Annotated in this window: 10 protein-coding genes; all 10 read right to left on the bottom strand. The window is 56.8% G+C overall.

Annotated features, from left to right (window positions below):
* On the bottom strand, positions 1-224 hold a 224-nt coding region (locus IPP88_20675; GenBank protein MBL0125021.1), incomplete at its 3' end, for a hypothetical protein.
* Between the two features lie 169 nt (positions 225-393).
* A complete protein-coding gene (locus IPP88_20670) occupies positions 394-636 on the bottom strand; it encodes a hypothetical protein (protein MBL0125020.1) in 243 nt (80 codons plus the stop codon).
* A 167-nt stretch (positions 637-803) separates the two neighbouring features.
* The gene (locus tag IPP88_20665; protein ID MBL0125019.1) at positions 804-1,340 is read right to left on the bottom strand and encodes a hypothetical protein; all 537 of its coding nucleotides are present in this window, start codon (positions 1,338-1,340) and stop codon (positions 804-806) included.
* Positions 1,341-1,357: 17 nt separating this feature from the next.
* Positions 1,358-1,678, bottom strand: coding sequence for a hypothetical protein (locus IPP88_20660; GenBank protein MBL0125018.1), 321 nt, complete (start codon positions 1,676-1,678; stop codon positions 1,358-1,360).
* A gap of 4 nt (positions 1,679-1,682) precedes the next feature.
* On the bottom strand, positions 1,683-2,048 hold the full coding sequence (locus IPP88_20655) for a hypothetical protein (GenBank protein ID MBL0125017.1): 366 nt from the start codon (positions 2,046-2,048) through the stop codon (positions 1,683-1,685).
* Positions 1,993-2,187 (bottom strand): hypothetical protein, encoded by a 195-nt coding sequence (locus tag IPP88_20650; protein MBL0125016.1) that lies wholly within the window; start codon positions 2,185-2,187, stop codon positions 1,993-1,995. Before IPP88_20650 ends, IPP88_20655 begins: the two co-directional genes overlap by 56 nt.
* 855 nt (positions 2,188-3,042) lie before the next feature.
* Positions 3,043-3,306 (bottom strand): hypothetical protein, encoded by a 264-nt coding sequence (locus IPP88_20645; GenBank protein MBL0125015.1) that lies wholly within the window; start codon positions 3,304-3,306, stop codon positions 3,043-3,045.
* Between the two features lie 14 nt (positions 3,307-3,320).
* On the bottom strand, positions 3,321-4,532 hold the full coding sequence (locus tag IPP88_20640) for a hypothetical protein (protein MBL0125014.1): 1,212 nt from the start codon (positions 4,530-4,532) through the stop codon (positions 3,321-3,323).
* Between the two features lie 480 nt (positions 4,533-5,012).
* Positions 5,013-5,618: a hypothetical protein gene (locus IPP88_20635; GenBank protein ID MBL0125013.1), complete on the bottom strand. Its 606-nt coding sequence runs from the start codon at positions 5,616-5,618 to the stop codon at positions 5,013-5,015.
* Between the two features lie 369 nt (positions 5,619-5,987).
* Positions 5,988-6,317 carry a hypothetical protein gene (locus IPP88_20630; protein ID MBL0125012.1) on the bottom strand — a complete coding sequence of 110 codons (330 nt, stop codon included), beginning with the start codon at positions 6,315-6,317 and terminating at the stop codon, positions 5,988-5,990.
* Between the last annotated feature and the right edge of the window lie 222 nt (positions 6,318-6,539).

Raw genomic sequence — 6,539 nt, 5'->3', positions numbered from 1 at the left:
ACCACCACATCGGCGCCGTCCGGACTCAATGCCGCGCCGCCGTCGGGAACTGATGTATATGTCGCCCACAGCAGGGCACCGGAAGGGCTGTACTTACGCAGGATCGAGTTGTAGCCCAGATAGGCATTACCCCCGGCATCGACGACCAGGCGTCCCACCGAGAGAATGGTCCCAGCGGAATCCACTCGCCACTGAAGCGTTCCGTCCGAGGCGATGCGGACCATGGTGACGCCGAAGGTGTTGCCACGGGAGTCAATGTTGGTTCCGACCGCAACGAAATCGCCGTTTGGCGCGGCAGCTATCCTGTTTCCCAGAAATGTTCCTGCAACAGGACTAACGGAATGTTGCCACCGCAACGCCGGCGGCTGTATATGACGTGACGCCCAGACTGCGTTAAAAAGCCGGACCCGACACCACGGCAATGTTCCCCGCTTGATCGGCGGCAATACCGCTGGCATTGCCCACGCTGGTGTTGCCGGCGGAAAGGCCGCCGGCAGTCCAGAGTATCGGCAGCGTCGTTGCGGCGGTGGCAGTGCTGGCAGATAACCCTTGTATCACCAGCGAGACGATGCTGACAGCAAAAATATAGCCAATCATCGTAAGGCGCTTCGTTGCTGCATTCATGATGCGATTCATGATCTTGATCTCCTATCAAATTTTCCAACGTCAATTCTTCGCTGGCACCCGCCAGTTGTTGCCTGAAACTGTTGATGAGTGCAACTGCCTTTTCATGCCGATTCCTCCTCCATCGCGGGCCGCAGCAACGTGACGATACCTGCGAACCGCGCATCGATCACTACGCGTCAGCCGTCGCCGCGATGGCATCCCTGAAAGCGCAGCATTGGCAGTCCGCTGGGTACCGATTTCGGAATGAGTGGGCACAGCTCGCGCGCTTTCGCGCCATCGTCAAGAAGGCTGTCGCGAACGAATTTCACGAGGTCGTTGAATTCGTTTTCAGACAAGCGCACCGGCGTGGCGAGCAGTGGATCGATGCGTGCCAGCACTGGTTCAATCGGGCCAAGGCGATGGCGAAGATCCTTGTCGACGCCAGCGCGTGACGCGTCATATTGCCGCGCGGACTCGTACACATTCAGATGGTGCCGAATTGCATCCTCGATGCGGGTAAATGCGCCATTGTGAAAAAAGGCAGGTTGTAGTGCGGCATTGCGAAGTGGTGAACTGCGGAACTTGTAGCGGTCATTGGGATTGCCGGTGATTTGCTCCAACCCGAAATCCTCGTCCTCACCCGGGCCGTCGTAGATCATGTTGCTCTTGCTGACGCCGAATTCCGGCGCGATCTGCGGCACACCGGCCACGTGCATTTTGAAGTCGCTGAACATTTCGTTCGACGTTCCGCTCACCGCGTGATGACAGCTTGCGCAATTGCCTTTACCGAAAATATGAGCGCCCCGCGTTTTTCCCGGGTGGACATCGCAGTCACCTGGCCGCGGGCAAACATGTCGATGGGTGCGTCCGCGAGTGTCAGCGAGAATTCGAATTCCGCGATTGCGCGGCCGAACATCGTGAAGTCTATTGGTGCGCCTCCCGCGACCGCCGGGAACAGTGCGCCGAAGCGCCGGCGGTACTCTGCATTGCCATTGAGGCGCTTCAGGACTTCCTGGCGAATCGGCTCATTCCGAAAGCCGGATGAATCGGGAAGCGGAACCGGGCCGCCCAGGCCGTCATCGAATTGATCGAAGCGCGGTCAATCGTGTACCCTTCGTTCCGCTGAGGCCGGCGACTTCGACCAGTTCGGTTGGGGGAATGTGCGCCTGTGCAATCAGCAGATGTTTGACGACCGGATCGTTCGCGGGGAACTGGCTTGCGCCTTCAGGAGCGGGGAAAAGAAAGCCTTGCGAGTTGTCGAATGGGTTACCCGATGGCGCGGAAAATCGGCCGTTCCACATGAGGGCAGGGTAGAACACCGTGTTCACGACCGACGGCGTGCGGCGTTGATTGCGCGGGCCCTTACGATCCGGGCCAACGACCAGATTACTCTGCACGCCGATGGCGATCGACTGTGTCGCCAAATCCACTTGCGGGCGCATGACAACCGGCGCAGGTATTGTCGTTGTTCAGCCCGCCCGAGCGGTCAAAGAAGAGCAGTTGGCCGAGTTCGGCAAGACGCGGATTGATCGCGCGACCGAGACGCGCCCCGGAAGCGTCGAATCGATGCGGCCGGTAAATCCGGCCTGCTGCAGAACAGACTTCAACATCGCGTTGAGTTTTGCGTTGCCGGACACGTCGTCGTCAGCACGTACCGCGACCGCCGGAGCGAGCGCGACTGCCAGGATCGCGCAAACCTTCGTCGCCCACTTGAAAAGCCTGAATGAGTAGCGATTCTGCGACGCAAGGGCGGTCTACAGGGTGCTCAATGCAGAAGTTTGGCGAAGGGTCATGATTCTGCTCTTGGGTTGTGGGGACGAGTTTCTTTGTTTCTTGGTATTTGGGACAATTTTCCAAAGTAATATTGAGTGATGTCAAGCTATTTTTTTTTGCCGACAGCTAACTTGAAGCTTCCAAGCGCCGCGCCGTCTAATGCTTGCATGAAGTCCCCCATCGGGAATCCATAAACCCACCGCCTTCAGGCGACGGGATCAATATGGTGGGGTGAAAGGTCACTAGACCCGGAGGCACACGGTCTGGACCGGTAAGAACCACTTGGTGGAGATGTCCGTCTGTGCCGCGGCGGTCAAACGGGACGAATCAAAACCGAAGGCGCCGGAACACTTCAAGAATTTTTGCAGCCTGCCGAGAGACGACCCTCACCGCCTTGAGCCGTAACGTAATGCCATAGCCTCAAGACGGGAGCGATCACCATGAACATGTAATAGCCTTCATGTTCCGCGGTACCGCGCACGGCAACTTTGAATGTTGCTTCGTTCAGCGAATGGGATCTTTATGAGGGGCAATCGAAGCAGACCCACAGAGTCGCTTCAGTGATTCGTGAGCGCGAATTTTCATCGAAAACCCAGCATCCACGGGCGTTTCGAGGCGAGTTGTGTCTGGAAGCCGCGCCAGTGCTTGCGTTTTAAGTCTGCTTCACGGCGCCAACGCGGTCCCCGACCGCGCCTTAACCATCGACAAGTCCGCAGCGTCTATCGCACCAGACGCATCGAGGTCCAGCATGAAATTGGTGCTGCCCAATGTCTGGCCTGATCGCGCTTTCACGCCGCTGATATCGCCCGCCGTGACCGCGTGCGAACCATTGACATCGCCAACCAGAAATCCCATCGAAGCGGCGACGTCGCTGCCAGAAACGTTGATATTGCTTAGCGTGATCTTGGCGCGCCGATTGTCCGGCACGCCGGTGAGCGTGACTACGACTTCATTTCCGGGATTGCCGGGATCGCGAATGTTGCGGAACCGACTTCAATCAGGCCGGTGGCGTCTTTCGACGTCACGCTGCCCACGGAGCTTATCGGACCATCGAACTGGAAGACGATGTTGTGCGCGCTGCCCATGGCGCGCGGCTCAACGGTAACGGCCCCGCTGATGTCGGTGCTCGCGGCGATGAGAATGTCATTGACGCCTGCCGCTCCATGTGTCTTGCGCGATTTTACGGATACCAGCGCGGGGGTGATGGTCACGGCGGCAGCGGTCATTACGCCGCTGACGACCGGCCCGGTCGCGACGGCCTTGGCACCGTTGGTCAGGGCGCTTAGCGGCGCACCATCGAAAACGGTTTGCGCGTTCATGACGATCGGCTGATTACCCATCACGAAACCGGTGGGCGTGACATTGGCCGCAAGGCCCTGCACCAACCCGAGTTGCATGTCGGTGCTGGCGAGAACCGAGCTTTCAATGGATACACGATCCGCTACGAGCGTGCCGACGACCGGTTCTATGGTCGTTCTCTTGACTTCGACGTACTTCCCGTTCGCCAGCGTGCCAGGTGCACCGTGGGACAAATCGGCTGTGCTGTAGTCCACCACTTGCGACGGGCCGATCACGAACGTTGTTCCGGTCACATTACTGATGATGCCACGCAATTCGTACTTGATCAGCGACGCCTTTTTCTCCACGCGCGACGCGGTATAGCTGCCGTCGTTGGCGTTAAAGAAGCCGCTCACTTCAACGACATCGCCCGCATTGATCGCGGCGAGATTCGCAACGTTTTCGTAAAAGGTTTTTCGATCCGTGTTGATCACCAGGCCGAGGATGTTAAGGCGGCCGTTTGTGCCGTTGATCACTGGCGTCGCATCGACCGTACCCTCGATATCGCCACCGAATTCAACCAGCGTCGCCGTACCGGTCAATCCGCCCGAATTGACGGTTCCTTCCACACGCACCGCCATGCCCAGTTTCAGTTCGCTTTCGGGCCGATTCGGAACGCCATTGATGATGATGTTGGCGCCGGAGATGAAGTACTCGACGCCGTTGACGTAGATGCTGGCGAAATCGGTGATGACGCCGAAGGAGCGGCGGAGCCGCCTGCGCCTCCACCGGGCAAACCTTTGACTGAATGCAAGCAAATGCAAGCGCAATGTAACAACGACTACGTTCCGCGTGCTTTTGCTAACGAATTTCATTGGTGCGATTCGACTCAGAGTTCGCGGGAGAGGATATCGCAATTGCAAAAGTTAATGCGGCGATGATCTGTCTACGGGGCAGCTAGCGTTGCAAGCGATGGTAAATTGATCCGTGGTCAACTAGAGGATGACCAATTTTGTAAGATGGATTCGCGAACGACAACGGGCACCTGTTCATTTGCTTTGCTCGGTGGTTTTGGCAGCAGTTTCGGCTCCAGCCTCCGATCATTCCGTAGCGTTCAAACGTGCCGGTCCGTATGACGCGAAGAACAGCGCCGCCGATATCCAGGTATCGAATTTGGTGCATCAAGTCTCGATCAAGACTTGTTAAGTTGATTTCGCGAAAATTTTTCTGATCGCCGTTCGTCCATGCTAGTTGGCCAAAGATCGCGCGACACAGTCAACTGGCGTCAAGTCACGGAATGTTGTAGAACTGGGCAACATCTCGATCTTTCGCTGCGAAGATCGCCTTTGTCTCCGCTAGACGCTAGAACGTTGTCGGCAAAACGATCTGCTGAAAAGCGTTGCTCCGGCGTCCAAACCGAAATTTGCTAACAAAGTTTGCCTGTTTTCCGCATCTGGCACGATTGTGCCTCTGGATATAAGTTCAACCTCACCGCTATCAAGTTTTCGCACCACGCCCACCCGCAACAGCTCATCAAGCACCGCACGCACTGGCATATCACCGCTATAGCGTTTAACTAGCGACGCGAAACTCCGCTCGCCCTCCAGCGGCAACGGGGCTGCATGACTTGCACTGTCTGCTTTCGGATACTCATGCCGCCACGCGGTCACGACTTTTTCCGCGCGATTGAATGACTCGATTGCGCCGGTGTTGTCTTCGACCGTCATCGCCTGCAGGCGCGCGACTTCCTTGCGATTGAGCCCCGTGATTACGGAGATGCGTGATGCGGTCTGCTTCTTGTTCGCCAACGTGAAGTCCTTTTCGGCCACGTCCACGTACACCCACCTTGCGAGATCCGCAAAAGTTTCAAAAGGCACGCTGTGGTGCAAAAGCAGCCGAACCAGCGGCCTCAGCAACCGAAGTACTGCAGCGTGCAATGTGCGCTTGATATCGTTATTCATGTTTTGGGAATATTATCCCATCACGCTAGTTAGTCAAGTGAAATTTTCATTCAAATCAAGTGCCAAGCAAGTAAATACGAAAGTTTTCTGCACGTTCAGTGGCGTCGGCGTGATTACTTTCGTGCTTTGTTGCCGGCTGCGCGTAGCGCTGGCAACGACAGTTAGCCCAGTGACCGTCTGGTCTTCCGGCAACCGATCGCCGTATTCGCAGGGACGCTGCAGGATTGGGCTTTGGCCGGGCGGGCAGCCTGAATTCGTTGAAAAATGGGGAAAATCTTCGAAAGACCGCATTTGAATTCGGCTTGCACACGCCCATGCGTGTTGGGGTTCGTCGATTGATGGGTAGACAATAGGTGACAAATCAAATACTTACAATATTTCTTGGGATAAATCAAAAATAAGCTTGACACTTTGGGAAAATAATCCCAAAGTACGGTCGTGATGTGGATTTCTGGCTAGATTCAAAAACACGCGCAGCCTGTTTTCGTACTGGCTCGCCGGGGTGCTGATGATGCGCCTGGCCATATCCGCCAAGGCCGCGGCCGTGACGACCCACCCGGTGACAACCGTGGACGCACCTTGCGGCAAGGTGCGGACGATCCCGCCGGACACATCCGTAAAGGTCGTGGCCGCGATGACCCACCTGGCGACAATCGTGGTCGCACCATGAAACAAGGTGCGGATGATCCGGCCGGACACATCCGTAAGGGTGGTGGCCGCGATGACCCTGCGAACCACGCATAGGTCATAGCAACTGTTGTGCGCTCCGGCAGGAATCAGGAATAGTGCGGTCGCCCCCAATCGCAACCGGCCTGCCGGAGAAGTTTTCCGTACTCCGCAAGCAAAAATAATCAGGACGGCACCGAACATGTTGAAAAACATTTTTCGAGCACGATACCTTTGGCTGGGCCTCGCGGCGTG

The organism is Betaproteobacteria bacterium (genome assembly GCA_016720925.1).
Taxonomy (GTDB): domain Bacteria; phylum Pseudomonadota; class Gammaproteobacteria; order Burkholderiales; family Usitatibacteraceae; genus UKL13-2.
The sequence above is the reverse complement of the archived record's forward strand: the minus strand, read 5'-3'. Positions and strand labels throughout refer to the sequence as shown.

Coding starts and splice junctions, on each gene's coding strand:
- IPP88_20670 (MBL0125020.1), bottom strand. CDS start 636: ATGAATCGCATCATGAATGCAGCAACGAAGCGCCTTACGATGATTGGC.
- IPP88_20665 (MBL0125019.1), bottom strand. CDS start 1,340: ATGTTCAGCGACTTCAAAATGCACGTGGCCGGTGTGCCGCAGATCGCG.
- IPP88_20655 (MBL0125017.1), bottom strand. CDS start 2,048: ATGCGCCCGCAAGTGGATTTGGCGACACAGTCGATCGCCATCGGCGTG.
- IPP88_20640 (MBL0125014.1), bottom strand. CDS start 4,532: ATGAAATTCGTTAGCAAAAGCACGCGGAACGTAGTCGTTGTTACATTG.
- IPP88_20635 (MBL0125013.1), bottom strand. CDS start 5,618: ATGAATAACGATATCAAGCGCACATTGCACGCTGCAGTACTTCGGTTG.